This window comes from Cupriavidus sp. 05T41 (assembly GCF_056396525.1).
The window spans coordinates 31,633-56,754 of sequence record NZ_JBFTLQ010000053.1; the positions used below are offsets into that span (position 1 = coordinate 31,633).

The following is a 25,122-nucleotide window of genomic DNA, read 5'->3' on the forward strand; positions in this document are numbered from 1 at the left end:
CCGGGCGGGACCGGTCCACGCCCGGCGTTGCCCTCTTCCCGTCCTTGCGACCGCGTTTAGTGCGTTGCCTCGTCCATCAAGGGATGCGAGGTCTGGACCGCTTCTCCGCGCAGCTTGCGGGCGGCATACTGCACCGCTTTCACGATGTTCTGGTAACCCGTGCAGCGGCACAGGTTGCCGGCCATCCAGTAGCGGATCTCGTCTTCGTTCGGGTCGGGGTTTTCCTGCAGGAGGCGGTACGCGCGCATCAGCATGCCGGGCGTACAGAAGCCGCACTGCAGCGCATGCTCCTGCATGAAGGCTTCCTGCAACGCATGCAGCTCGCCGCCCTGCGCCAGGCCCTCGACCGTCAGCACCTGGGCACCCTCGGCCTGCACCGTGAGCACCGTGCAGGACTTGACCGACATGCCGTCCATGTCCACCGTGCAGGCGCCGCAGTGCGAGGTCTCGCAGCCGATATGCGGACCGGTGTGCAGGCATCGCTCGCGCAGCGTGTGGATGAGCAGTTCGCGCGGCTCCGCCACCACATCCGTGTCCTTGCCGTTGAGCTTGAACGACACCATCACTTTCTTGATCATGTCCGGTCTCCGCTGGGGCCTGCAATGGGTTCGACAATGGATATGGCGCTCAGTGCGCCGCCCGCGAATAAGCGACGCGCAGCGCGCGCTGCGTCATCTCGCCCGCCATGGCCGTCTTGTACGCGGCGTCGCCGCGCAGGTCCTCGGCCGGGTCGCACACCGCCATCGCCAGGCGCGCTGCCTCGGCGATGGCCGCATCGTCGAGCGGCTTGCCGCGCAGGCTCTGCTCGGCATCGCTGGCGCGGATCGCCGTGGGCGCGACGTTGGTCAACGCGATGCGCACGTCCTCCACGGTTTCGCCGCGCAGGCGCAGCATCACCGCCGCGGCGGCGGTGGCGAAATCGCCGGACTTGCGCTTGAGCTTGGCGTAGCAATAGCCCGTTCCCTGCACCGGTACCGGGATGCGGATCTCGGTCAGGATTTCGCCCGGGTCGAGCAGCGTCATGTAGGTGCCGAGAAAGAAGCCGTCTGCCGGCACCACGCGCTCGGCCAGCTTGCCGGCCAGCACGAAGGAGGCGTCCAGCGCCATCATCAGCGCCGGATGGTCATTGCCGGGATCGCCGTGCGAGATGTCGCCGCCGATGGTGCCGCGGTAGCGCACCTGCGGGTCCGAGATCAGGCGCGCGCCCTCGACCAGCAAGGGGCATTTTTCCTGCAGCAGGGGCGACCAGATCAACTCGTTCTCGGTGGTCATCGCGCCGATGCGGAGCTCGCCGCCTTCCTCGCGGATGCCCTTCAGGCCTTCGACCTTGCCCAGGTCGATCAGGTGGGCCGGCTCGGCGAAGCGCAGCTTCATCATCGGCAGCAGGCTGTGCCCGCCCGCAAGCAGCTTGGCGCCGTCGCCGTATTCTTCCAGCAGCGCTACCGCTTCAGGCAGGGTCCTGGGCGCATGGTATTCAAAGGGGCGAGGGATCACGCTGGTCTCCTTGGCTTGCGCGGCCACGTGCACCGGCATGTGCGCCGCATGTGCGCCGGCATGGGCATCGCCATGTGCGCCGGTCCGGCGGCGTGCGCGGATCGCTGTGTTTCCTGAAGCATTTCATAATGCAGCGCAGCAAAGCAATGTGGCTTCCCGAACGCAAGGCTGTGCTGCGCCAAACGCCGGGAAACTTGCACGAACCACGGCAGAGGCATACAACTGAAATGCCGCGCAGGCGCGCGATGGCCCGACGTCAGACCTGGAGACAAGCAATGGACCGCCTTGCGCCGTTCACCACGCCACCGCCGGAGGCGCGCCGCAGCGAGACGTTCCAGCACAAGCTGGAGCAGTTCAATCCCGGCATCGTCTGGCTCGACGCGCAAGGCCGCGTCACCGCCTTCAATGACGTCGCGCTGCAGATCCTCGGTCCGGCCAGCGAGCAGTCGCTGGGCGTCAGCCAGGACCGGCTGATCGGCATCGACGTGGTCCAGTTGCACCCGGAGAAAAGCCGCGAGAAGCTGCGCTTCCTGCTGCAGTCCGAAGACGCCAGCGGCTGCCCGGTGAAGTCCCCGCCGCCGCTGGCCATGATGATCAATATCCCCGACCGGGTGCTGCTCATCAAGGTGTCCAAGATGACGGACACGAGCGGTGTATGCGGCACCTGCATGATCTTCTACGACGTCACCGACATCACCACCGAGCCGCACCAGACAGCTTCGGCCGGCAGCGCCGCCTCGCCCCGGCGGCTGTTCAAGATCCCGGTGTACCGGAAGAACCGCGTGATCCTGGTGGACCTGAAGGACATCGTCCGCTTCCAGGGCGACGGCCACTACACGACCATCGTGACCAAGGACGAGCACTACCTGTCCAACCTCTCGCTGACCGACCTCGAGTCACGGCTCGACGACAGCGTCTACCTGCGCGTGCACCGCAGCCATATCGTCAGCCTGGCGCATGCGGTGGAAGTGGTGCGATCGGAGGAGCGCATACAACTCGTCATGGCCGACGCCCAGCGCACGCCGGTACCGGTGAGCCGGACGAAGATCGCGGAGTTGAGGGAGAGGTTGGGGGTGGCTTAGGGGTGGGCTCTTGGCCTTGGCCTCTTTGGATTTTTGTGTGCATTCAGGGTGCGCCTGAGTCTGTGGGCCTAGCGGCTTGGGCCTCTTTGGATTTTTTGTGTGCATTCAGGGTGCGCCTGAGTCTGTGGGCCTAGCGGCTTGGGCCTCTTTGGATTTTTGTGTGCATTCAGGGTACGCCTGGGACTGTGGGCCTAGCGGCGCGGGCTTGGTAGCCCGTTCGCACACATGTAAGTGTCACTTTTCTTTTCTCGAAAAGAAAAGTAACCAAAAGAAAGCGATTCTTGCAGAAGGCTGGGCGCTCAGACTTTATGGGGGATGGTGGTTTCGTGGTGGGCGCGTTGGCTTCGGCTGGGCTGCTGACGCTGCCGGTTTGCTCGCCTGCGGCATCGCGGGTGGTGTCCGATTCGTGGTGGCGCTGCATGATGGCGATAGCCCAGGTGGTTCAGGCTGCTGCCGCGACCGGGGTGGATGGGCACGTCATGGCAACGGCGCTGGTTTCGTGGTGGGCGCGGTGGCCCCTGCTTGAGCTCGGTGCCTCATAGCTCGTGCCTAATAGCGCCAGCTTCAGAAGTGAGCCGGCACATTTGCGTACCGGTCCACCGCGCCCACCACGAAAACACGAGGGTGCCATGTCGGGGCCGCCCGAGCCGGTAGCGGCAGCAGCTTGAATGGCCTGGGCCTGGGCCTCGGCCATCATGGAGCCGTAACGTGAAACGGCCACATCCGGGTTGGCACCGCGGCCAGCGCCGGTAGCGGGCCCAATGGCACCGGCTTGAGAAGTAACCCAGCACACCCGCGCCCCGGTCCACCGCGCCCACCACGAAAACACGAGGGTGCTACTCCGTGGCCGCCCAAGCCGGTAGCGGCAGCAGCTTGAACTACCTGGGCCTCGGCCACCATGGAGCCGTAACGTGAAACGGCCACCTTCGGGATGGCACCGCGGCCAGCGCCGGTAGCGCCAGCAGTCCAGCCGAAGCCACGAGACCCACCACGAAACCAGCCTCAGACGAGAAGTCTGAGCGCCCAGCCCTCTGCAAGAGTCGCTTTCTTTTGGTTACTTTTCTTTTCGAGAAAAGAAAAGTGACACTTACATGTGTGCGAACGGGCTACCAAGCCCGCGCCGCTAGGCCCACAGCCGCGAGCACACTCTCACGCCTCTGAATGGCCAATCGAGCCCAAGCCGCCAGGCCCACAGACGTCCGAGAACGAAGCCAAAAGCACCCCCTTAACCCCCCCCAAACTGCACCCGCAACAAATTCTTCTGCACCTTCCCCATCGTATTGCGCGGCAGTTCATCGACGAGGTGCACCCGCTTGGGCACCTTGAAATTCGCGATGCGTCCCTTGAGCGAGCCGATCAGGCTGGACTCATCCAGCGCCGAGCCGGGCTTGCCCACCACCACGGCCACCACGGCCTCGCCGAAATCCGCGTGCGGCACGCCGATCACGGCGCTCTCCGCCACGCCGGGCATTTCGTCGATGAAGCTCTCGATCTCCTTCGGGTAGACGTTGTAGCCGCCGGAGATGATGAGGTCCTTGCTGCGGCCGACGATGGTCAGGTAGTCCTCGGGCACCTTGCGCTCGCCGGCCTGGCCGGCGATGGCGCCGCCGAAGCGGCCCACGTCGCCGGTCTTGAACCAGCCGTCGGCGGTGAATTCTTCCCTGGTCTTCTCGGGCATGCGCCAGTAGCCCTTGAACACGTTCGGGCCGCGCACTTCCACATTGCCGATCTCGCCGGACGCGCAGGGCTTGCCCTCGCCGTCGAACACGCGCACCTCGACGCCAGGCAGCGGCTTGCCGACGGTGCCGCCGATGCGCTCGCCGCCATCCGCCTCGTACGGATTGGAGACCAGCATCACCGTCTCGCTCATGCCATAGCGCTCCAGGATGGTATGGCCGGTGCGCTCGCGGAAGGCATCGAAGGTTTCCATCAGCAGCGGCGCCGAGCCGGATACGAACAGGCGCATGCGGCGGCAGGTGTCGTCGTCGAAGCGCGGCTCCTGCAGCATGCGCACGTAGTACGTGGGCACGCCCATCATCACCGTCGAGCGCGGCAGGAATTTCAGCACCTGCGCCATGTCGAGCCTGGGCGCCCAGATCATCTTGGCGCCGGCCAGCAGCGCGCCGTGCGAGGCCACGAACAGGCCGTGCACGTGGAAGATCGGCAGCATGTGCAGCAGCACGTCGTCGCTGCGCCAGCCCCAGTATTCGTGCAGCGTCTTCGCGTTCGATGCGAGGTTGCCGTGCGTGAGCATGGCCCCCTTGCTGCGGCCCGTGGTGCCCGAGGTGTACAGGATGGCGGCGAGATCGTCGGCACCGCGCGCCACCGTGCCAAAGGTGTCCGGCTTGGCGGCGGCACGCGCCAGCAGCGAGCCCGAGCGGTCATCGTCCAGCGTGAACACATGCCTGGTGCCGTGGCGGAACGCAACCTTGGAAACCCAGCCGAAGTTGGCGCTGCTGCACACCACCACCGCCGGCTCGGCGTTGCCGATGAAGTAGTCGATCTCGGCTTCCTGGTAGGCGGTGTTGAGGGGCAGGTAGACATAGCCGGCGCGCAGCGTGGCGAGGTACAGGAACAGCGCCTCGGGCGATTTTTCCACTTGCACCGCCACGCGCGCACCCTCGGGCAGCTTGAGCGAGGTCAGCAGGTTGGCCAGCTTGGCGGTGGCGCGATCGAGATCGTCCCAGCTGTAGTAGAGGCCATCGTGGGTTTCGATGCAGCAGGCGCTGCGGTCCGCCGGGAAGCGGGATTCGAACAGGGCGAACAGGTTAGCGTTCATGTTGCGGAAGATGTAGAACGGGATCGTCAATAACATTGGCAATCGATAGCCGAGGGCCAGGGCCGATAGCTCGAAAGATCAATGAAGCAAGATGAATGGGGAAATCAACAGCCGGCCATGATAGAGCCGCGGCTAGTGCCCGGTAAAGCGCGGCGCGCGGCGGGCCAGGAAAGCGGCCACGCCTTCGGCGTGGTCGGCGCTGTCGCCATAGCGAAAGTGCGCTTCCAGCTCCTGCGGGCCCAGCGGCGCCGGGGCGGGCGCGAGGCGCCGGATGCTCTCCTTGTTGATGCGCGCGGCCAGCGGCGCGCCGGCGGCGATGCGCGCGGCCGTTGCCGTCACTTCCCCGGCCAGCGCGGCAGCCGGCACCACGCGCGTAAGCAAGCCTTTCTCGCGTGCCTCGGCGGCATCGAACACCCGCCCTTCGAGCAGGATCTCCAGGGTCGTCGCGCGGCCGGCCAGCGCCAGCAGGCCGGTCAGTTCGCCCGGCGCCATCGGAAAACCGAGCCGGTTGATGGGCACGCCGAAACGGCTGTCGTCGGCGGCGATGCGCAGGTCGCAGTGGCAGGCGATCTCCAGTCCGCCGCCCACGCAAACCCCTTCGATCATCGCCACCGTGGGATGGACGCAGCCCGCGATGGCGGCCAGCGCCGGCGCGATCACCTCCACGTGATAGCGGCGCAGCGCGGCGGCATCGCCGCGCTCCTGCGGAAACTCGGCAATGTCGGCGCCGGCGGCAAAGTTGCCGTGCGCGCCGCGCACCACCACGCAGCGCACCGAGTCGTCCGCCGACAGGCCCGCGAAACCCTGCGCCAGCGCGCGCCACATCGCTACCGAGATCGCATTGAGCTTGCCTGCGTTCGCCAGCGTGACGGTGGCGACATCGCCGTCGCGCGTGAACTCCACCGTGCCGCTCATGCCCGTGCTCCAGCCATCGCCGTCCCCATCAGTCGATCTTGGCGCCGGACTGCTGCACCACCTGGGCCCAGCGCTTGATCTCGGCGCGCTGGAACTGGGCAAACTGTTCCTGCGTGTAGGCCGGCGTATCGGAGCCGTTGGCCAGCCAGATCTGCTTCATCTCGGGCGTGTTGAGCGCCTTCTCCACTTCGGCGTAGAGCCTGTCGACGATGTCCTTCGGCGTACCCTTGGGCACCCAGATCGCGTACCAGGTGGAGACATCGTAGTTGGGCACGCCGGCTTCGGCGGCGGTCGGCACGTTGGGGAAGGCGGCCGAGCGCTTGTTCGATGCGACCGCCAGCGCCTTGATGCGGCCGGCGCGGATATGCTGGGCCGACGAGCCCAGGCCGTCGAACACCAGGTCGACCTGGCCGGCGATCAGGTCCGACAAGGCCGGGCCCGCTCCCTTGTAGGGAATATGCGTGATGAAGGTCTTGGTCTGCAGCTTGAACAGCTCGCCCGCCAGGTGGTGGGAGGAGCCGTTGCCGGCCGAGCCGTAGTTGAGCTTGCCGGGATTCTTCTTGGCGTCGGCGATCAGTTCGCCCAGCGTGTTGGCCGAGACCTTGGTCGGGTTCACCACCACCACCTGCGGCGGCTGCGCGATCACCGTGACGGGAATGAAGTCCTTCTCGATGTCGTAGTCGAGCTTCTTGTAGAAGGACGGCGCGATCGCATGATGGGCGCCGCCGATGAAGACCGTGTAGCCGTCCGGCGCGGCCTTCGCCGCGATGCTCGCGCCCACCGTGCCGCCGGCGCCGCCCCGGTTGTCGATCACGAACTGCTTGCCCAGCTGCTTGGAGAGCTGCGCGGTCAGCGGGCGGGCGAAGGCATCGGTGCCGCCGCCGGCCGGGAAAGGCACGATCACGGTGATCGGCTTGGACGGCCAGGTATCGGCCTGCGCCGCGGACGCGGCCACGCCAAGGCTCGCGCCCAGTGCGCAGGCCAGCCCTGCCAGTTGGAACTGACGACGATTCATTGCTCTGTCTCCTCTCTCTTCTGCTGCGGAAAGTCAAACGATAGAACTGCGAAAAACTGCGGGGAAGTGCTGGATGGCCCGACGAAGAAAACCTTGTTCACGACCTGACCAGGGTCACAACAGCTTGCCGACGGATCTGCTGATGCGCGGGTTGCCATTGCCAAGGCGAGCTAGATTGTCGTCGAGCGCCTCGGGCACGTAAAGGTAATTCACCATCATGCCGCACGACTGCGCGCGGCCCTTGCGCGAGAGGTCGGCGGCCCAGTTCAGGCGCTCCACGCAGGCGCCGTTGCCAAGGTGGAAGCGCGCCACGGGATCTGCCGGCAATGCCTGGTGGCGCTCGCGCACCAGGAAATGCGCGGCCAGCGCCAGCGCGGTATCGCGCTGCACCGCATCCTCCCTGGCGTGCTTGCCATCCACGGACTGCGCGGCGTCGGCGTCCGCTCCGGGCGCCAGCGCCGCCAGCCAGCCGGCGCCGTCCGCCGGCGGCTCGCCGTGGCGCTCGCGCCAGCGCGCCAGGCGTTTGTCGCCCAGCACCTTGGCCACCGCCGCGCCGTCGCGCTTGCGCAGCCAGTCGGCAAAGCCGGGAATCGGCGACAAGGTGGCAAACTGCTTGAGCTTGGGAAACTCGCGCTGCAGTTCCTCGATCACGCGCTTGAGCAGGAAGTTGCCGAAGCTCACGCCGCACAGCCCCGCCTGCGTATTGGAGATCGAATAGAAGATGGCCCATTTCACGCGGCGCAGGTCTTCCACCGGCGCGGCTTCGTCAAGCAGCGCATGCACGTTGGCCGCCATCTCGGGCACGAAGGCCACCTCGACGAAGATCAGCGGCTCGCGCGGAATGCGCGGGTGGAAGAAGGCGTAGCAGCGGCGGTCGGAATCGAGCCGGTTGCGCAGGTCGGCCCACGAGGAGATCTCGTGCACCGCCTCGTAGCGGATCAGTTTCTCCAGCAGCGAGGCCGGCGAGTCCCAGGTGATCGGCTGCAACTCCAGCAGCCCCACGTCGAACCAGTTGGAGAACAATGCCTCGAGATCGTCGTCGAGCGGGCGCAGGCCCGGCATGCGCTTGTGCCAGCGCAGCATGTCGGCGCGCAGGCCGATCAGGAAATGCAGCCCGCACACGCTGGCGTCCTGCTGCTGCCCGTGCAAGGCGGCCAGCCGCTTGAAGAAGCGGATGCGCGCATTGGACAGCGCCTGCGACAAGCCCGACGCGGCGCCGGCATTGCCGCCGGCCTCGCCGGCCTCGCTGCCGCTGGCGGCCACTTCGGCCAGCACGCCGAGCATGGCCTGCCGCGCCTCGTCGCCCGCCGCCTCGTACTCCGCGCGCCACGACTGCGCGGCGGCATTGGCGGCGCCATCGGTCAGGCGCGCGTCGAAGCACTGGCGCAGCTGCTCGCGCTGCCGGCGCAGCACGCGCGCCGGCAGCGCCGCCGGGGTGGCACCGGTCCTGGCGTCGGCCCTGGCGCCTGGCTTGGCGTTGCCCGCGGTATCGCGATCGCCCTTGCGGCCCCACCAGCGGCCGAAGCGCGACAACAGGGTTTCGCCCGAAGGCTCGGGACCGGCAAGAGGCGCACTGACTTTCTGTTCGCTGCTGAGGGCATCCATGGCGTACCTGCTATCGAACTGTCAAATGGTCAGACTTCGGGGGATCGGGCGATGGCAGGCTTGCCCGGCACCGCATCGGCGATGCCGGCCGCATCCTTGCCGGCAAGGCGCAAGCCGCCGCGACGCGACGCGCCGGCCGCGGCCGGTTCGGCCGGCGCGGTGCCGGCCTGCTGCTCCGCCACGTCGAGCGCCCTGAGCGCGCCGCGCTGGCGCAGCAGATGGGTCTTCATCAGCGCCTCCGCGCCCTCGGAGTCGTGCGCCTTGAGCGCCGAGAACACCGACAGGTGCTCGGCGCAGGACTCGCGGATGCGGCCAGGCAGCTTCAGGCTCTTGTGGCGCGACAGCCGCAGCACCTTGCGCAAGTCGCTGATCAGGCCGGACAGCCAGCGGTTGCCCGCCAGCCTCTGGATCGCTTCGTGGATCTGGTAGTTGGTTTCGTAGTAGGCGTCGATATTGCCGGCCTGCGCGTATTGCGCCAGCTCGGCGTGGAGACTTTCGAGCGCCTCCAGGTCGGCGGCGCCGGCATTGCGTGCGGCCTCGAAGGCGCAGCGCCCTTCCAGCAGCGCCATCAGCGGGAAGATTTCGTCGAGATCCTGCTCGGACAGCGCATTGACGAAGCAGCCGCGGCGTGGTTCCAGCCGCACCAGGCCCTCGGCCGCCAGCACCTTGAGCGCTTCGCGCATCGGCGTGCGCGAGATCCCCATCGATTCGGCCACGCTGGCCTCGTCGATCCACGCGCCGGGCATCAGCGCATGCTCGTCGATCATGGTGCGCAGGCGCTCCGCGACTTCGAGATACAGGGCCTGCTGGATGATGCGCATGAAACGCTCCGGCGGGAAAAGGGCGATGGCATCGGGGTCACGGCAACGCCATGCGTGGCGGGGCTCAGCCGTCCCAATAATTCATAATTATGAATAATAGGGGCGTGAAGACAACAAAAATCGATGTTGCATAGCCGCATGCAGGATAGGCTTCGTCAGCGGAGGGATCGACGGCCGGGCGCCGGCCCCTCGGCCGCGGGTGCCACCGCGCACTCGAAATCGACGAAGACCGCATCCAGGCCCGGACCGGCCGCGCGGCCGATGCGCGCCGGCCCCTCGCCGGCAGCGGGCGCGCTCAGACCGCGCCCGCGCCCTGCAGCGCCTGCACCTGGCCGGGGGTCCAGCCCAGTTCAGCCAGCACGGCGGCGGTGTGCTCGCCAACCGCCGGCACCGGGTCCATGCGTGCATCCTGCGTGCCGGGCGGCAGCAGCGCGGGCACCGGGCCCGCGGGCGTGGCGACCTGGCGCCAGCGCTGGCGCGCCGCAAGCTGCGGATGCGCCCAGACATCGGCCATGGTGTTGACCCGCGCATTGGCGATGCCGGCCGCATCGAGGCGCGCCGTGACCTGCTCGGCGCTCAGCGCGGCGAAGGCCTGTATGATGCGCGCGCGCAGCGCGGCACGGTTCGCGCTGCGCCGGGTGTTGTCGGCATAGTCGGCATGCGTGGCGAGCGCGGGATCCTCCAGCACGCGCTGGCAGAACGTACTCCATTCGCGCTCGTTCTGCAGGCCCAGCATCACGGTCTTGCCGTCGCCGGTGGGGAACGGGCCATAGGGATAGATGGTGGCATGCGCGGCACCGGCGCGCGCAGGCGGCTCGGCGCCATCGAACGCGTAGTAGAGCGGAAAGCCCATCCACTCCACGGTGGATTCCAGCATCGAGATATCGATGCGCTTGCCGCGACCGGTCTGGCCGCGCTCGATCAGCGCCGCCAGGATATTGCTGTAGGCATACATGCCGGCCGCGATATCGGCCACCGAGGCGCCGGCCTTGGCGCCTTCCTCCGGCGTGCCGGTCACCGAGACAAAGCCCGATTCGCTCTGCACCAGCAGGTCGTATGCCTTCTTGTCGCGGTAGGGGCCGTCGGCGCCATAGCCCGAGATATCGCAGACGATCAGGCGCGGGAAGCGCGCGCTCAGCGCCTGGTAGTCGAGCCCGAGCCGCGCCGCCGCGCCCGGCGCCAGGTTTTGCACCAGCACGTCGGCGCGCGCCAGCAGTGCATCCAGCACCGGCGCGGCGAGCGCATGCTTGACGTCCAGCGTCACGCTTTCCTTGGAGCGGTTGGTCCACACGAAATGCGAGGACAATCCGCGCACGCGGCCATCGTAGGCGCGCGCGAAATCGCCCGTGCCGGGGCGCTCGATCTTGATCACGCGCGCGCCGAGGTCGGCCAGCTGGCGGGTGCAGAATGGCGCGGCGATCGCCTGCTCCAGGGAAACAACGGTGATGCCTTGCAGCGGTTGGGACATGGCTGGATGCGTGGGTGCGCTGGTACGTGGATGAATGCCGGCGCGCGAACATGCGAACCCGGCCGGCCAGCCCACAATCTAGCCTTGGCTGCGCCCCTTGGGAAATAGGGAATGCCGAGGCGGCCATAAGTGGAATGAATACCTCACACCCGTAACGCAGAAGCAAGGGACACCCGATGGATATCCGCTCCATGCGCTACTTCGTAGCCATCGTCGACCATGGCAGCCTGACCCGCGCGGCCGAAGTGGCGTGCGTGGCGCAGCCCGCGCTGAGCCAGCAACTGGCCGCGCTCGAGGCAGAGTACGGCGTGCCGCTGGTGCACCGCGGCCCCAAGGGCGTCAAGCCCACCGAAGCCGGCAAGACCCTGTACCGGCACGCGCGCACCATCCTCAAGCAGGTGGAGAGCGCCGGGGCCGACGTGCGGGCTGCGGGCGCCGAAGTCACCGGCGCGGTCGCCATCGGCCTGCCTACCACCGCCGCCGCGGCCTTTGGCATGCCGCTGATCAGGGCGGTGCGGGCGCGCTATCCGCAGGTGCGCCTGCAACTGTTCGAAAGCATGAGCGGCTACATCTCGGAGCTGCTCAACAACAACCGGCTCGACTTCGCCATCCTGTTCCGCGACACCGCCTCCCGCGCGGTCGAGCCGGAGATGCTGGCGAGCGAAGCGCTGTACCTGGTCGGTACCCCGCCCGGGCCCGCCGGACCGGTGCAAGGCGCCGCCGGCAGCGGCCGCCGTCCGGCACGCACGCGCCGCGACACCATCGCGCTCAGACAACTGGCCGGCGTGCCGCTGGTCCTGCCGAGCGGCTCGCAGGGCTTGCGCGAGGTGATCGAACGCAGCTTCGCGCAGGCAGGCCTCGCGCTGAACGTGGTGGCCGATCTGGATTCCCTGCCCTTCCTGCTGGCCTGCGCGCGCGAAGGGCTGGCCTGCACCATCCTGCCGGCCTCGGCGGTGGACCCCGGCGACGCCGCCATGCCCACGCGCCTGATCGTGCCCGAACTGCGCCGCACGCTGTCGCTGTGCTGGCCGCGCGCGCTGCCGCGCACGCGCGCGGCGCAAGCCGTGGCGGAGATCCTGCGCGAGATCGTCGACGCGCGCATCGCCCAGGGCGGCTCGCTCAAGCTCGCGCCGGGCACCTTTGAGCCAGGCGTGCCGGAATAAATAAAACTTATGGCGGTAGTCGGCGATTGAATTTCCCCGGCACATTCCCCTGATGTAGAGTCGTTGCCAGCAAAGGCAAGGCGCAGCCGTCAGCCCTGCGAAGCGAAAAGCAGAACGCAGAAGGCAGAGGCAGGCGCGCCGCCATCACAACAATGAGGAGACACCATGCAACGCACCCGCCATGTCCTGGCCGGCATCGCCGCGGCGATTTCGCTGTTCGCCGGCACTGCCGCGCAAGCCGAGGGCTACCCTGCCAAACCCATCCAGATGATCGTGCCCCAGGCCCCGGGCGGCACCAACGACATCGTCGCGCGCCTGGTCGCGGCCGACCTGTCGCAGCGCCTGGGCCAGCAGGTGGTGGTGGAAAACCGCCCCGGCGCGGGCGGCAATATCGGTACGCAGGCGGCCGCGCGCTCGGCGCCGGACGGCTACACCCTGCTGATGACCATCAGCAGCACCCAGGCCATCAATCCCTCGTTGTACCGGCAGGTGCCGTTCGACCCGGTGCGCGATTTCGAGCCGATCTCGCCGGTGGCGAGCGTGCCCAATGTGCTGGTGGCCAATCCCGCCTTCCCCGCCAGGACCCTGCCCGAGCTGATCAGCATGGCCAAGGCCAAGCCCGACTTCTACCGCTATGCCTCGGCCGGCAACGGCACGCTCAACCACCTGCTGGGCGAGATGCTCAACAGCATGGCCGGCATCAAGCTGGAGCACGTGCCCTACAAGGGCGTGGCGCCCGCGCTCAACGACGTGCTCGGCAACCAGGTGCCGCTGGCCTTCGCCAGCCTGCCCTCGGTGCTGGCGCATATCAAGGCCGGCAAGGTGCGCGCGCTCGGCGTCAGTTCGGCCAGGCGCTCGCCGTTCGCGCCGGACATTCCGGCCATCGGCGAGACCGTGCCGGGCTATAGCGGCGACCTCTGGGTCGGCCTGTTCGCGGTCAAGGGCACGCCCAGGGAAGTCACGCAGAAGCTCGCGCAGACCATGCAGGCCGCGCTGGCCGACAAGACCCTGCGCGACAAGCTGGCGGCGCAAGGCGCCGAAGTGCTCTCCGGCACGCCGCAGCAGTTCGCCGCCATGCTCAAGGCCGACCTCGACAAATGGGCGGTGATCGTGAAGAAGTCCGGGGCCCAGGTGGACTGAGCCCCGGCAGCCACGCTGCCGGTCCGGCTAGCGCGCGGACAGCACCACCCGCAGCGCCGTCGGCATCATCGTAAAGACAAAGGCCTCTCCCACCGGCCCAGATCCGGGCGCATGCCTGACGTCAAAGCGCTGGCAGACCATGGAGATGGCCGCCTTGGCCTCCAGCAAGGCGAGGTTGCGCCCCGGACACAAGCGCGGTCCCGAGCCGAACGGCACGAAGCCGCTGCGATGCCGGGCCGCGGCCGCCGTGCCTTGCAGCCAGCGCTCTGGCCGGAACTCGCGGGCGGCGGGGAAATTGCGCTCCTGCAGCACGCCCGGACGGTTCAGCAGCACCAGCAGCGTTCCGCGCGGCACGCGCACGCCGCCGATCTCCACGTCTTCGTTGGGTTCGAGAAAGAAGAACGGCGCCACCGGCTTGAGCCGCAACGATTCGTGCGCGACCGCCTCCACGTACACGAGCCTGGCGGCATCGCCCATGTCTTGCAGGATGTCGGCCTGCCCCAGCACTGCCGCCACTTCCTCCTGCATCCTGCGCTGGACGTCCGCATGGCAGCACATGAAATGCATCATCCAGGCCACCGTGTTGGCGGTCGTATCCTCGCCCGCCACCAGGATCGTGAAGATATTCGCGAACAGCTCCTCGTCATCCAGTGGCGCCTGTCCCGCGGCCTGGGCCACCAGCATCGCTTCCAGGAAGTTGGACGGGCGTCCGGCCAGTTCGGGCGCCTGCGCCAGGCGCTGGCGGGCCGCGGCCACGAACTCGCCGATGGTCTGGCGGATCTCGGCCCTTGCCCGGTCGAAGGCGCGGTCGGCCGGCAGGCGGAGATAGTGCCAGTACGGAAATGGCGCATTGATGCGCCGGTTCACCATCGGCAGGATCTGCTCGAGATGCCGCTGGATGACCTCGCCTTCGCGCTCCAGCGTATTCATGTCGTAGCCGAAGGCCAGTGCGGTCGTCACATCCACCGTGTACAGCATCAGGTCCTGCTGCACGTCGACCGCGCGCCCCTGCGCAGCGGCGGATTCCCAGCGCCGCTGCAGCCTGCGCGTGACCTTGGCCAGCATGGGGAAGAAATCGCGCAGCCGGTGCGCATCGAGCGCCTGCGCCACCGGCCGGCGCTGCCTGCGCCACGCTTCGCCCTCGGCGGCGAACACGCCGAGCGCGCCCATCTCGGAGGCCACCGCCTCGAGCGCGCCGAGGCGACGATAGGTCGCGGGCCTGTCGCGCAGGATCTTGTCGATCCATGCCCCCTCGGCGATCACCAGAGCCGGGCGGTTCATCAGGCGGATGCGGTAAAGCGGGCCAAACTCGTCGCACCACCGCTCGAACACCAGGTGCATCCGCCGCTGCGCCCACAGCAGCTGCAGCGTGCTGCCCAGCAAGGGCAGGCCCTTCGGCCCGGGAAGCGCCGAGAGCGGCCGCGGGCCAGCGCCTGGCGCCGCGGATGGCGGCGCCACCTGCCGGTCAGCCTGCCCGTCCGCCTCCCTGTCTGCCTCCCTGTCTGCCTCCCGGCATTGCCAGGCAAGAACCTCGTCGCGGTCCACGCTGACCCCGCCGTCCTCGACGAAGGCGGCGAACCGCTTCAGGCAGACCCCGGGCTGGTCCACGGCATTTCCCGAGGCGCAGTCGAAGCGCCAGCCGTGCCCGCGGCAGGTCAGCACGCCGTTGTCGATGACGCCCTCGGCCAGCAGCGTGCCCCGGTGCGGGCAGTGCCCCTGGTAGACCGCCGCGCCGCCGCCATGTCCGATCACGACCAGATCCACGCCGTCCACCCGGGCGGGCAGCACGGCATCGTCCCGCAGGTCCGCCGTGGCAGCAAGGCGCACCCGCTTCGCAGACGCCGCCGGTGCCGCCGCCTCACGCGCCATTTCCATCGCTGTCTCCCCTGGCCCCGCCTCGGGCCGGACGGCGTGCGCCGCTGGCCGGGGTGTGGCAGACGGCGCGCCTGAAGGCAAGCATATACACCGCCGGCGGCCCCGCCCAGGGGCCGTTGGCGCGCAAGCCGGAGCCGCCCTGTCGACATCGCGCGGCCATCACATCCGCGCCGTCCACGCCGTCGCAAGCGACGGCTCTTGCCTGGACGAACATGGGGGAGCCCCATGAAAAAAGCGGGCCGAAGCCCGCTTTCTCCAGTCCGCGGCCGGCGCTTACCGCACCTGGGCCCGCGCCGCATCGCCCCGGCGATTGGCCCACACCAGTATCCCCACGCCCGCCAGGATCATCGGCAGGCTGAGCCACTGCCCCATCGAGAAATTCAGCGCCAGCAGGCCGAGGAAGTTGTCCGGCTCGCGCGCGAACTCGGCCAGGAAGCGGAAACCGCCGTAGCCGATCAGGAACACGCCCGAGACCGCGCCCATCGGGCGGGGCTTCCTGGCGAACAGCCACAGGATGATGAACAGCGCCACGCCTTCGCCGGCGAACTGGTACAGCTGCGACGGATGGCGCAGGATGTTGTCGCCGGCCTGCGGGAAGACCATGCCCCACGGCAGGTCGGTGGGCCGGCCCCACAGCTCGCCGTTGATGAAGTTGCCGATGCGCCCGGCCGCCAGGCCGCACGGGATCATCGGCGCGATGAAGTCGGTCACTTCCATCCAGTGCCGGCCGCGCAGCCTGGCGAACAGCCACATCGCCACGATCACGCCGAGAAAGCCGCCGTGGAAGGCCATGCCGCCTTCCCATACCTTGAGGACTTCGAGCGGGTGCGCGAGGTAGTAGTCGGCCTTGTAGAACAGCACGTAGCCCAGCCGCCCGCCCAGGATCACGCCCAGCACGCCGAAGAACAGCATGTCGTCGAGGTCCTTGACGGTCCAGCCTTGCGCGGCGATATGCGGCTGGCGGATGCGCAGGCGGCCGAACCACAGGAACATGATGAAGCCGGCCAGGTACATCAGCCCGTACCAGCGGATGGCGAGCGGACCGAGGTGAATGGCGACCGGGTCGAATTGCGGGTGAATCAGCATGTTTGCCGTGAATTAGGGTTGTAGGTTCGCGCCGCGCACGCGCGGCGCGTGGCCGCGCCAGGATCAGGCGGCGGCCGCGTCCGGCTTTATGCCAGCCTTTTGCGTCACAGTCATGGCAGACGCGAGCGCGCCGGCGATCTCGATGAAGGAGCTCAGCACCGGGCTCACGCTGCCGGCGCCGGCCTCGCGCCAGACCAGCCCGGTCTCGATATCCGGCCCGGCGTCGCGCAACGGCAGGTAGGACACACCGGTGCGGCGAAGGTTGCACAGCGAAGCCGGCACCAGCGCCACCCCCATGCCGGCGGATACCAGGCTGACGATGGTCTGCATCTGGATGGCCTCCTGGGCAATCACCGGCGTCAGGCCTTCGCGCGCATAGCAGCCCGTAATGATGTCATAAAACGCCGGCGCGCTTCTGCGCGGGAAGATGATGAGCGGCTCGCCAGCCGCCTCGCGCAGCGAGATGCCCTGCCCCGCGTCCCTGCCGTCGTGGGCCGCGCCCTGCGCTCGCCAGCCCTGCGGCACGGCCATCACCAGCGGCTCGCGCACCAGTGGCAGGTAGGACACGCCGTGCGGCATGGCCGGCAATTGCGGGCGGATCACCAGGCCGGCGTCGATGGCGCCTTCCATCAGCGCCTCGAGCTGGATATCGCTGGTGGCTTCGCGCAATTGCAACTGCACATTGGGATGGCGCGCGCGGAAGCGCCGCAGCAGGTCCGGCAGGATGCCGTAGTCGGCGGTGCTGACAAAGGCCAGCGAGAGCGTGCCCGCCTCGCCGCGCGCCAGGCGCTGGGCCAGCCCGGGCAGCGCGGCGGCATCGGCCAGCACGCGGCGCACCTCGGGCAGCCATTGCTGGCCCGCGGGGGTGAGCGCCACCGAGCGGCGCGTGCGCAGGAACAGTTGCACGCCGATCTCCTCTTCCAGCGCCTGGATCTGCTGGGACAGCGGCGGCTGGGTCATGGCCAGGCGCCGCGCGGCGCGGCCGAAATGCAACTCTTCCGCCACCGTGACGAAGTACCGCAACTGGCGCAGGTCCAATTGGTCTCCTGATATGTTTTTCGACTCAATAGAGGTTGAATAATATATTTGACACGATAAAACGCAAGCGGCATGCTGTCGCCCACAACATGGCAGGCGCCTGCCCGGCGCTCAGTCAGCTGAGCGGCCCCCGCAGGCCGGCACCCCATCCCCCGGAGATTCCCATGGCATACAACAAACGCTCGCAAAACATCACGCAAGGCGTGGCGCGCTCCCCCAACCGCTCGATGTACTACGCGCTCGGCTACCAGAAGGAAGACTTCGACAAGCCGATGGTGGGCATCGCCAACGGCCACTCGACCATCACGCCGTGCAACTCGGGCCTGCAGCGCCTGGCCGACGCGGCCGTGGCCGCCATCAAGGCCTCCGACGCCAACCCGCAGATCTTCGGCACCCCGACCATCTCCGACGGCATGTCGATGGGCACCGAAGGCATGAAGTACTCGCTGATCTCGCGCGAAGTCATCGCCGACTGCATCGAGACCGCGACGCAGGGCCAGTGGATGGACGGCGTGGTCGTGATCGGCGGCTGCGACAAGAACATGCCGGGCGGCATGATCGCGCTGGCGCGCACCAATGTGCCGGGCATCTATGTCTACGGCGGCACCATCAAGCCGGGCAACTGGAAGGGCAAGGACCTGACCATCGTGTCCTCGTTCGAGGCCGTGGGCGAATTCACCGCCGGCCGCATGAGCGTGGAAGACTTCGAGGGTGTGGAGAAGAACGCCTGCCCGTCGTCCGGTTCGTGCGGCGGCATGTACACCGCCAACACCATGAGCTCCTCGTTCGAGGCGCTGGGCATGTCGCTGCTGTACTCGTCGACCATGGCCAACCCCGACCAGGAAAAGGTCGACAGCGCCGCCGAATCGGCTCGCGTGCTGGTCGAGGCCATCAAGAAGGACATCAAGCCGCGCGACATCATCACGCGCAAGTCGATCGAGAACGCGGTCTCGCTGATCATGGCCACCGGCGGCTCGACCAACGCCGTGCTGCACTACCTGGCGATCGCCCACTCGGCGGAAGTCGAATGGACCATCGACGACTTCGAGCGCATCCGCCGCAAGGTGCCGGTGATCTGCAACCTGAAGCCGTCGGGCCAGTATGTGGCCACTGATCTGCACAAGGCCGGCGGCATCCCGCAGGTCATGAAGATCCTGCTCAAGGCCGGCCTGCTGCACGGCGACTGCCTGACCATCACCGGCCGCACGCTGGCCGAGGAACTGGAAAACGTGTCCGACACCCCGCGTGCCGACCAGGACGTGATCCTGCCGATCGAAAAGGCGCTCTACAAGGAAGGCCACCTCGCCATCCTGAAGGGCAACCTGGCCGAGGAAGGCGCGGTCGCCAAGATCACCGGCCTGAAGAACCCGGTCATCACCGGCCCGGCCCGTGTGTTCGAAGACGAGCAGAGCGCCATGGACGCCATCCTGGCCGACAAGATCAACGCCGGCGACATCCTGGTGCTGCGCTACCTGGGCCCCAAGGGCGGCCCCGGCATGCCCGAGATGCTGGCCCCCACCTCCGCCATCATCGGCAAGGGCCTGGGCGAATCGGTCGGCTTCATCACCGACGGCCGCTTCTCCGGCGGCACCTGGGGCATGGTGGTCGGCCACGTCGCGCCGGAAGCGCACGTGGGCGGCAATATCGCCCTGGTGCAGGAAGGCGACTCGGTCACCATCGACGCGCACAAGCTGCTGCTGCAGCTCAACGTGAGCGACGAAGAACTGGCCAAGCGCCGCGCCAGCTGGAAGCAGCCGGCACCGCGCTACACGCGTGGCGTGCTGGCGAAGTTCGCCAAGCTGGCGTCGACGGCAAGCAAGGGCGCGGTGACGGACTGAGTCCGCGCAGACTGCCCCAGGCCTGAAGAAAAAAGCCCGCGAGAGATCGCGGGCTTTTTTTCGACTTCCGTTTGTTCTGCTCCCCCTGAGTCGGGAGAGTGTAAAACGTCGGGCAATCCGTCGCCCGCGCTCAGACCCCGCCCGGATCCCGTTCGATCTCTTCCAGCGTGGCGTCCAGCCATTCCACCAGCCGCGCCTCCAGCGCCTGCGTCAGCTCGGCGGCCAGCTGCGCGGTCAGCGGGGCCAGCCGCGATTGCAGCGTGGCTTCGGTGTGCGCCTCCACCACCTGCGGCCACTCGGTGCGAAAGCGCATCATCACGCGGGTCAGCAGTTCGCTGCGCACCGCGCGCAGTTCCTCGTCGCTCGGCGGCGCCGGCACGGCAGCATGGCCTGCCGCCGGCGGCAAGCCATGCCAGGCGGAATACGCACCCTCGAGCGCCGACGGGCTGGGCTGGCCCAGCAACGGCACTTCGGGTGCGGGCGTGGCCGCACCGGCTTCGCGCGGCACCACCACATGGGTGGCCGGGCCGGGCCAGGATGGTTCGTGGTCAATATGCGGCTGGGTCGCGCGATCGGCGACGGGGTGCGCGGGCACAGCTTGCGCGGTTTCGGCAGCAGCCTGCCGGGATGCATCGGCGGGAAGGTCGATGACCTCCGTGAGCAGGGGAATGCTGTCGTTGGGCCCGATGCGCGGGATCACGCGCGAGGTGGTGCGTTCGGTCATGCTGCCTCTCCCTTGCCCTGGCTGGCCTGCGCGATATCGTGGTGCGCCAGCGGATAGCCGCGCTCGCGATAGAGGCGGAAGCGCTCGCGCCCGGCGTCGCGGTCGGCGGCTTCGCTGCCCACCACTTCGATCATGCGCTCGAAACTGGCGAACTGCGCGGGCGGCTGCGTATCGAGGTTGATCAGCAACTGGTGGTGCGGCGCCTGGTCCAGCGTGGCGGCCAGCACGATCGGCGTCATCGCGGCTTGCGGGTGATCGACGCCGCAGTGCGGCAGGAAATCCAGCGCGGAGAATGTCCACAGGAGCGCATCGAGCTGCGCCAGCTGCTCCGGCGCGCCATGCACCACCAGCTTCTGGCCGGCGCCGTAGGCCTTGCGGATCAGGCGGCAGGCGTAGCCGAGCTTGTCGGGCACGTTGCTGTGGAAATCGATGCGCGTCATGGTCAAGGGCAATCCTCTTAATGCGGGAGGGGCGGCACGGTCCGGCGCCCGCAGGCACCGGACCGTGCCCGCCTCAGCCTGCGCGGTCCATCAGGAACTGCGCCAGCAGGGGCACCGGACGGCCGGTCGCGCCCTTGGCCGCGCCGCTCTTCCATGCCGTGCCGGCGATGTCCAGGTGGGCCCAGTCGTACTTCTCGGTATAGCGCGCCAGGAAGCAGGCCGCGGTCACGCTGCCGGCCGGGCGGCCGCCGATATTGGCCATGTCGGCGAAGTTGGACTTGAGCTGGTCCTGGTAGTCGTCGTCCAGCGGCATGCGCCAGGCGGTGTCCATGGCCTTGCGGCCCGCCTGCAGCAGCTGGTCGGCCAGGCCGTCGTTGCGCGCGTACAGGCCGCTGTTGACGTGGCCCAGCGCGATGATGCAGGCGCCGGTCAGCGTGGCCACGTCGATCACCGCCGCGGGCTTGAAGCGCTCCACGTAGGTCAGCGCGTCGCACAGGACCAGGCGGCCTTCGGCGTCGGTGTTGAGGATCTCGATGGTCTGGCCGGACATGCTGGTGACCACGTCGCCCGGCTTGGTGGCGTTGCCCGCGGGCATGTTCTCGCAAGTGGGCACCACGGCGATCACGTTCAGCTTGAGGCCCATCTCGGCCACCGCCTGCAGGGTGCCCAGCACGGAAGCCGCGCCGCACATGTCGTACTTCATTTCGTCCATGCCCTCGCCGGGCTTGAGCGAGATGCCGCCGGTATCGAAGGTGATGCCCTTGCCCACCAGCACCACCGGCGCCTGCTTGGCCGAGGCGCCGTCGTAGCGCAGCACGATGAACTGGGGCGGCTCGACCGCGCCCTTGGTCACGGCCAGGAAGGCGCCCATCTTGAGCGCTTCGATCTGCTTGCGGCCCAGCACTTCCACCTTGAGCTTGTGGCGCTTGGCGATGCCGCGCGCGGTGTTGGCCAGGTAGGTGGGCGTGCAGATATTGGAAGGCAGGTTGCCGAGGTCCTTGGTCAGCTCCATGCCGCTGGCGATGGCAGCGCCGCGCACCACAGCCTGGGCCGCTGCCTTGGCGTCGGCCGCATCCACGGTCAGCACCACCTTGCGCAGGCCGGTGGCCTTGTCCTTGCCATTGGCGGCGGCGCCGGCGCGCTTGAGCCCGGGATGGCGCTCCAGCAGGCGGTAGCCCGCCTCGCGGATCAGCGTGACGGTGGTGATCAGGCGCCAGGACAGGTTGGCGGCGTTGCCGGCCTGCTGGGGCGCCTGCTGCTGGGCCAGGCACCACAGCACATTGGACGCACGCGTGCCGGACAAGGCACGCAGCGCGGTGCGCACGGCCTCGGCGAAGGCCTTGTCGTTGAACTCGCCCTCCTTGCCCAGGCCCACCAACAGCACGCGGGCCGCGCCCACGCCGGCCACCTCGTGCAGCATCAGCTGCGTAGCGCGCTTGCCCTCGAAATCGCCGAGCTTGACGAGCCGCGACACCAAGCCCTTGGTGGCCACGTCGAGCGCCTTTGCCACACCGGCCAGGCTCTGTCCTTCAAACAGGCCCACCACGAGGCAATCGGTCTTGGTCGCCAGGAAACCATTTTGGCCAGCTTTGCTCCAATCCAAGGCTTTTGTGCTAAATTCCATCGCGCTTCCTTCCAGGGGCTCGTCCAAAGAAAGCTCCTATTATCCGCGATTTGCCGCCGCCGGTCCGCTATGCTGACTAGCAAGCCCACCGGCGCACCATCGCCCGCGCCGGCCGGCAGCCCGGAACCGACAACGCATGATCTTTCAACAAGCCTTGCGTCGCGAGCTCGCCTACACCGCCGGGGCGGTGTTCCTGGTCATGCTGACCTTCATGCTGACCTCGCTCGTGATCCGCATCCTTGGCATGGCCGCCAATGGCCAGGCCAGCCCGAACGACGTCCTGATGCTGATCGGCCTGGCCACCATCGGCTACCTGTCGATCCTGCTCTCCGCCACGCTGTTCATCTCCACCCTGATCGTGCTCACGCGCTGGTACAAGGATTCGGAGATGGTGGTGTGGTTCTCGGCCGGCATCTCGCTGCGCGACCTGGTCAAGCCCGTGCTGCAGTTCGCCGCGCCGTTCATCGTCATGTCGCTGCTGCTGGGCATGTTCGCGTGGCCGTGGGCCAACCAGCAGAGCGCCCTGTTCCGCGACCGCTTCGAGCAGCGCGGCGTGCTGTCCATGATCGCCGCCGGGCGCTTCATCGAGCCGGCCAAGGGCAACTACGTGCTGTTCATCGAAAGCATCGACGCCGACATGAGCCACGCGCGCAATGTCTTCGTGGCCAGCGCCGAAGCCGGCAAGATCGGCGTGTCGCTGGCCCACCAGGGCCAGTTCCGCACCATGCCCAACGGTGACCGCCTGGTCGTGATGGAAAACGGCCGCCGCTATACCGGCACCCCCGGCAAGCTCGATTACCGCATCGTCGAATTCGACCAGTACGCGGTCAAGGTGGACAACAAACCACCCGAGTCCGACGCCAGCCTGCCCACCAAGAGCCGCGACACCATCGACCTGCTGCGCAACCGCACCAATGAGAACCTGGGCGAATTGCTGTGGCGCATGTCGCTGCCGCTGCTGGCCTTCAACTTCGTGCTGATCGCCATTCCCCTGGCCTACGTCAACCCGCGCCTGGGCCGCTACACGCCGCTGGTGTTCGCGGTGCTGATCTACCTGACCTACAGCAACCTGATCAATCTCTCGCAATCCTGGGTGCGCTCCGGCTCCATCCCCTTCGCCATGGCCTGGTGGCCGTTCCACCTGATCGCCCTGCTGGGCGCGGTGATGCTGTTCCGTTATCGCCAGAACATCAGCCTGGGCGGCTGGCGCGCCGTGCTGGGGCTGCCGCGCAAGGCCGCCAAGGGTGGCCAGGCATGAGGGTATTGCGCGTCTACGAGCGGTATTTCGGCCGCCTGATCTACGGCGTCTTCTCCTTCATCCTGTTCGCCGTGCTGGCGCTGTTCGTGTTCTTCGACATGCTCAGCGAACTGGAAAGCGTGGCCGGGCGCTACACCTCGCTGGTGGCATTTTTCCACGTCATCCTGCAGGCGCCCACGCGCATCTACGAGGTGCTGCCGATCGCGGTGCTGATCAGCGCGATCTACGTGTTCTCGCAGCTGGCCAGCCAGTCCGAGTACACCATCTTCCGCGTGGCCGGCCTCAACACGCGGCAGGCGCTGTTCTCGCTGTTCAAGCTGGCGGTGCCGCTGGCCATCGTCACCTTCATCTTCGGCGAGTTCATCGGCCCCAAGGCCGAGCAGTACGCGCAGAAGGTCAAGCTCGAGGCGCTCGGCGCCACGGTGTCGTCCGGCTTCCGCTCCGGCGTGTGGGTCAAGGACCGCGACCGCGACGCCGGCAAAGGCCACGAGGTCACCCGCTTCGTCAACGTGGCCGGCCTGCGTCCCGACCAGAGCATCACCGGCGTCACCATCTACGAGTTCGACGACCAGTACCGTCTCGGCGTGATCCGCGTGGCCAAGGAAGGCCGCTACCAGGGCAGCCAGTCCTGGCAGCTCAGCGACGTCACCGAGACGCACTTCCTGGAGCTGCCGCGCGGCGAGCCCGGCAAGGCCGATGCCCTGGCCCCGGTCTTCCGCGGCGAGCAGAAGAGCGTGGCTAGCATGACCATGCGCTCGGAACTGACGCCGCAGATCCTGTCGGTGCTGCTGGTCGAGCCGGAGCGCATGTCCACGCTGGACCTGTTCCGCTATATCCGCCACCTGCGCGACAACAAGCAGGACACCCAGCGCTACGAGATCGCCTTCTGGAAGAAGGTGATCTACCCGCTCACGCTGTTCGTCATGGTGGCGCTGGCCCTGCCCTTCGCCTACCTGCACGCGCGGGCCGGCGCGGTGGGCGTGAAGGTGTTCGGCGGCATCATGCTGGGGCTGTCCTTCCACCTGTCCAACACGCTGTTCTCGCACGTGGGCCTGCTCCATACCTGGCCGCCGATCGTCTCGGCGCTGATTCCCGGCACGCTGTACCTGCTGGTGGCGCTTGGCGCTTTGCGCTGGGTGGACCGGCACTAGGCCGCACTCATGAACGCCCCTGCCACTCCCGCCAAGGCACTGGTCCTGTTCGGCCACGGCGCGCGCGACGCGCGCTGGCGCGAGCCGTTCGACCGGTTGCACGCCAAGCTGGCGGCGGCCTTGCCCGACAGCACGGTGCGCCTGGCCTTCCTGGAGCTGATGGCGCCGTCCCTGCCTGACACGCTGGCCGAACTGGCCAACGGCGGCATTGCGGACATCACGGTGGTGCCGGTGTTCTTCGGCCAGGGCGGCCATCTGCGGCGGGATCTGCCGGCATTGCTGGACGATTGCCGGCAGAAGCATCCGGGGGTCGCGATACGCTGCGCGGCTGCCGTGGGTGAGGCGGAGAGTGTGTTGGATGCGATTGTTGGGTATTGCGTGGGGGCGGCGGGGGAGTAAGTTGTGTTGTGTGCTCGCGGCTGTGGGCCTAGCGGCGCGGGCTTGGTAGCCCGTTCGCGCACATGTAAGTGTCACTTTTCTTTTCTCGAAAAGAAAAGTAACCAAAAGAAAGCGATTCTTGCAGAAGGCTGGGCGCTCAGACTTCTCGTCTGAGGCTGGTTTCGTGGTGGGCGCGTTGGCTTTGATTGGGCTGCTGACGCTACCGGC

21 protein-coding genes are annotated in these 25,122 nt (G+C 67.8%); 7 read left to right on the top strand and 14 right to left on the bottom strand.

The window, feature by feature from the left end:
* Positions 1-56: 56 nt before the first annotated feature.
* Positions 57-578, bottom strand: a complete 522-nt coding sequence (locus tag AC1DKV_RS26670) for a (2Fe-2S)-binding protein (RefSeq protein WP_441623221.1) — start codon at positions 576-578, stop codon at positions 57-59.
* A 49-nt stretch (positions 579-627) separates the two neighbouring features.
* The gene (locus AC1DKV_RS26675) at positions 628-1,494 is read right to left on the bottom strand and encodes an FAD binding domain-containing protein (protein ID WP_441623223.1); all 867 of its coding nucleotides are present in this window, start codon (positions 1,492-1,494) and stop codon (positions 628-630) included.
* Positions 1,495-1,769: 275 nt separating this feature from the next.
* On the opposite strand from AC1DKV_RS26675, the gene AC1DKV_RS26680 reads away from it, so the two are divergent.
* Positions 1,770-2,576, top strand: a complete 807-nt coding sequence (locus AC1DKV_RS26680) for a LytTR family DNA-binding domain-containing protein (protein ID WP_441623225.1) — start codon at positions 1,770-1,772, stop codon at positions 2,574-2,576.
* A gap of 1,225 nt (positions 2,577-3,801) precedes the next feature.
* Here the strand turns inward: AC1DKV_RS26680 and AC1DKV_RS26685 are convergent.
* The 6 genes from AC1DKV_RS26685 to AC1DKV_RS26710 form a co-directional block, all read right to left on the bottom strand.
* On the bottom strand, positions 3,802-5,355 hold the full coding sequence (locus AC1DKV_RS26685; protein WP_441618728.1) for a malonate--CoA ligase: 1,554 nt from the start codon (positions 5,353-5,355) through the stop codon (positions 3,802-3,804).
* A 132-nt stretch (positions 5,356-5,487) separates the two neighbouring features.
* Positions 5,488-6,270 (bottom strand): enoyl-CoA hydratase/isomerase family protein, encoded by a 783-nt coding sequence (locus AC1DKV_RS26690; protein WP_441618687.1) that lies wholly within the window; start codon positions 6,268-6,270, stop codon positions 5,488-5,490.
* Between the two features lie 28 nt (positions 6,271-6,298).
* Positions 6,299-7,285: a Bug family tripartite tricarboxylate transporter substrate binding protein gene (locus AC1DKV_RS26695; RefSeq protein ID WP_441643597.1), complete on the bottom strand. Its 987-nt coding sequence runs from the start codon at positions 7,283-7,285 to the stop codon at positions 6,299-6,301.
* 114 nt (positions 7,286-7,399) lie between these two features.
* The gene (locus AC1DKV_RS26700; RefSeq protein WP_441618690.1) at positions 7,400-8,890 is read right to left on the bottom strand and encodes a malonyl-CoA decarboxylase domain-containing protein; all 1,491 of its coding nucleotides are present in this window, start codon (positions 8,888-8,890) and stop codon (positions 7,400-7,402) included.
* Between the two features lie 29 nt (positions 8,891-8,919).
* Positions 8,920-9,711, bottom strand: a complete 792-nt coding sequence (locus tag AC1DKV_RS26705) for a GntR family transcriptional regulator (RefSeq protein ID WP_441618692.1) — start codon at positions 9,709-9,711, stop codon at positions 8,920-8,922.
* A gap of 295 nt (positions 9,712-10,006) precedes the next feature.
* Complete coding sequence (locus AC1DKV_RS26710; RefSeq protein WP_441618693.1) at positions 10,007-11,179, bottom strand: CaiB/BaiF CoA transferase family protein; 1,173 nt, start codon at positions 11,177-11,179, stop codon at positions 10,007-10,009.
* 176 nt (positions 11,180-11,355) lie between these two features.
* Between AC1DKV_RS26710 and AC1DKV_RS26715 the strand changes: the two genes are divergently transcribed.
* The gene (locus tag AC1DKV_RS26715; protein ID WP_441618695.1) at positions 11,356-12,342 is read left to right on the top strand and encodes a LysR substrate-binding domain-containing protein; all 987 of its coding nucleotides are present in this window, start codon (positions 11,356-11,358) and stop codon (positions 12,340-12,342) included.
* Positions 12,343-12,507: 165 nt separating this feature from the next.
* The gene (locus AC1DKV_RS26720) at positions 12,508-13,482 is read left to right on the top strand and encodes a Bug family tripartite tricarboxylate transporter substrate binding protein (protein WP_441618697.1); all 975 of its coding nucleotides are present in this window, start codon (positions 12,508-12,510) and stop codon (positions 13,480-13,482) included.
* A 27-nt stretch (positions 13,483-13,509) separates the two neighbouring features.
* Here AC1DKV_RS26720 and AC1DKV_RS26725 read toward each other — a convergent pair whose 3' ends face one another.
* The 3 genes from AC1DKV_RS26725 to AC1DKV_RS26735 form a co-directional block, all read right to left on the bottom strand.
* Positions 13,510-15,357 (bottom strand): cytochrome P450, encoded by a 1,848-nt coding sequence (locus AC1DKV_RS26725; RefSeq protein WP_441618699.1) that lies wholly within the window; start codon positions 15,355-15,357, stop codon positions 13,510-13,512.
* A 273-nt stretch (positions 15,358-15,630) separates the two neighbouring features.
* A complete protein-coding gene (gene lgt / locus AC1DKV_RS26730) occupies positions 15,631-16,443 on the bottom strand; it encodes a prolipoprotein diacylglyceryl transferase (RefSeq protein ID WP_441618700.1) in 813 nt (270 codons plus the stop codon).
* A 63-nt stretch (positions 16,444-16,506) separates the two neighbouring features.
* A complete protein-coding gene (locus AC1DKV_RS26735) occupies positions 16,507-17,481 on the bottom strand; it encodes a LysR family transcriptional regulator (RefSeq protein WP_441618702.1) in 975 nt (324 codons plus the stop codon).
* 164 nt (positions 17,482-17,645) lie between these two features.
* Between AC1DKV_RS26735 and ilvD the strand changes: the two genes are divergently transcribed.
* Positions 17,646-19,319, top strand: coding sequence for a dihydroxy-acid dehydratase (gene ilvD, locus AC1DKV_RS26740; RefSeq protein WP_441618704.1), 1,674 nt, complete (start codon positions 17,646-17,648; stop codon positions 19,317-19,319).
* Positions 19,320-19,449: 130 nt separating this feature from the next.
* Here ilvD and AC1DKV_RS26745 read toward each other — a convergent pair whose 3' ends face one another.
* The 3 genes from AC1DKV_RS26745 to AC1DKV_RS26755 form a co-directional block, all read right to left on the bottom strand.
* Positions 19,450-20,043, bottom strand: a complete 594-nt coding sequence (locus AC1DKV_RS26745) for a hypothetical protein (protein ID WP_441618706.1) — start codon at positions 20,041-20,043, stop codon at positions 19,450-19,452.
* A complete protein-coding gene (locus AC1DKV_RS26750) occupies positions 20,040-20,483 on the bottom strand; it encodes a DNA polymerase III subunit chi (protein WP_441618708.1) in 444 nt (147 codons plus the stop codon). Before AC1DKV_RS26750 ends, AC1DKV_RS26745 begins: the two co-directional genes overlap by 4 nt.
* A 73-nt stretch (positions 20,484-20,556) precedes the next feature.
* Positions 20,557-22,107 (bottom strand): leucyl aminopeptidase, encoded by a 1,551-nt coding sequence (locus AC1DKV_RS26755; RefSeq protein ID WP_441618710.1) that lies wholly within the window; start codon positions 22,105-22,107, stop codon positions 20,557-20,559.
* A gap of 136 nt (positions 22,108-22,243) precedes the next feature.
* Here AC1DKV_RS26755 and lptF point away from each other — a divergent pair, with 136 nt between their 5' ends.
* From lptF to AC1DKV_RS26770, 3 genes are read left to right on the top strand one after another with little or no spacing between them, the layout of a single operon-like run.
* Entirely contained in the window at positions 22,244-23,365 is a 1,122-nt protein-coding gene (gene lptF / locus AC1DKV_RS26760; protein WP_441618712.1) for an LPS export ABC transporter permease LptF, read from the top strand.
* On the top strand, positions 23,362-24,516 hold the full coding sequence (gene lptG / locus AC1DKV_RS26765) for an LPS export ABC transporter permease LptG (protein ID WP_441618714.1): 1,155 nt from the start codon (positions 23,362-23,364) through the stop codon (positions 24,514-24,516). The genes lptF and lptG overlap by 4 nt, the downstream gene beginning before the upstream one ends.
* A gap of 9 nt (positions 24,517-24,525) precedes the next feature.
* Positions 24,526-24,915 carry a sirohydrochlorin chelatase gene (locus AC1DKV_RS26770; protein WP_441618716.1) on the top strand — a complete coding sequence of 130 codons (390 nt, stop codon included), beginning with the start codon at positions 24,526-24,528 and terminating at the stop codon, positions 24,913-24,915.
* The last annotated feature ends 207 nt before the right edge of the window (positions 24,916-25,122 follow it).